The sequence below is a fragment of the Aliiglaciecola sp. genome (assembly GCF_039982535.1).
Classification (GTDB): domain Bacteria; phylum Pseudomonadota; class Gammaproteobacteria; order Enterobacterales; family Alteromonadaceae; genus Aliiglaciecola.
Genome location: NZ_JBDWYG010000013.1, coordinates 1 through 1337 on the forward strand (window position 1 = coordinate 1; position 1337 = coordinate 1337).

At 39.2% G+C, this 1337-nt stretch carries 3 protein-coding genes; all 3 read right to left on the bottom strand.

Annotation, left to right across the window (positions count from 1 at the left end; all coding sequences use genetic code 11):
* Positions 1-630: hypothetical protein (locus ABJV04_RS02440; protein ID WP_348489551.1), on the bottom strand; the 630-nt coding region annotated here is incomplete at its 3' end.
* 170 nt (positions 631-800) lie between these two features.
* Positions 801-986 carry a hypothetical protein gene (locus ABJV04_RS02445; RefSeq protein ID WP_348489553.1) on the bottom strand — a complete coding sequence of 62 codons (186 nt, stop codon included), beginning with the start codon at positions 984-986 and terminating at the stop codon, positions 801-803.
* 84 nt (positions 987-1070) lie between these two features.
* A partial coding sequence (locus ABJV04_RS02450) for a T9SS type A sorting domain-containing protein (protein ID WP_348489554.1) occupies positions 1071-1337 on the bottom strand: 267 nt, incomplete at its 5' end.

A 1337-nucleotide genomic window follows, 5' to 3' on the forward strand; every position in this document is an offset into this window, starting at 1 on the left:
ATAAGAACCTGTTAATGTTTCACCCACCTCCATATCGCCCGAGAAAGTTACACTCGAAGCATTTGGCAACGTACTTTGTTGAACAATAATAGTTATATCAGACGTACTGAAATTGTTAAAACCTGCCTGCAATCCATCAAATGTCCCTGCGTAGGTACCTTCAGTAAGGTCGCCAAACGTAGCCGTACCGGCTATATCAAAAGTGGAACTACCCGACAGTGTATAGCTGGTATTAGAAGACATAGAAGTTTGTGTAGATACATTAAGAGCAAAATCATCGTAGTCGATACCTGTATCGTCATCTAGCACAACTCCACTAAATGAAATAGGTGTAACACCATCAGAAAGCTGAAGATCACCAGTCAGGCTGAATGTTTTAAAATTCAAATTGGAATTAACATAATTAAATGAAGAATTTCCGAATATCTGATTGAAACCATTGCTGTTATTCCATGAAAATCCATTTGAGTTTGTAGTTACAGTTCCCGACCCCGATATGGTTATAGTTGTTGAAGAGGATGATTCCGCAGTAATCTTAAAAACCAATTGAGCAGATGTGTATTGAGTTGATACTAACAACACAAAAACCCATAGTGCAAGTTTTATTATCCTACTTAAAGTTCTGTTCATTGTATTATCCTTTATGAATTGTTGTATTTGAATTTTTCAAAGGAATAATAATCCATCAAAGATGAACAAACGTCTCAAAAACCTGAACAATCGTGTCAAGTTTCTGTATTATCTGCCTTAATCAGGAGGCTTCAGGATGATAAACACTGGATTGTATCCGAAAATCTGCTCTATTCAGTTCTTTGCTTTTTCAGCTTTTTGTATGCATATGCCCCACCTGCAGCTGCAAGTAACCCAAGTCCTCCATCAATTGGAGCTTGCGCGGGGTCGCCGGGAAGTCCGGGTTGAGCAAGAACAAGTGCTGTGGCAATCAGCACAATAATAAGTGAAGCAAAGATTATAAGCGTTGTTTTCATGGTGTTGGGCTTTTAGCTCTTAGCTGTCAGCTATTAGCTTTTGGGACTTACCTCAAAAGCTAATAGCTAAACGCTTAAAGCTGATTACTTGATTAAAGTGAATTTCTTGATCATGACTACATTCCCCGCTCGGAGGCGATAAATGTACATCCCTGAAGCAAGGTTAGAAGCATTAAAGTTTAGCGTATAACGTCCGGCTGTTTTGTTTTCGCCATTCAACAACGTGGCTACTTTTCTTCCCAGAATATCAAATACTTCCAGTGTTACTTTACCGGTGTTTGGAACTCCATAACCAATGGTAGTGCTTGGGTTAAATGGGTTCGGATAATTTTGACCGAGCTCCACTTCCGT

What these genes read in the sequence shown, in the direction of transcription:
- ABJV04_RS02445 (WP_348489553.1), bottom strand. Translation starts at nt 986, where the DNA reads ATGAAAACAACGCTTATAATCTTTGCTTCACTTATTATTGTGCTGATT.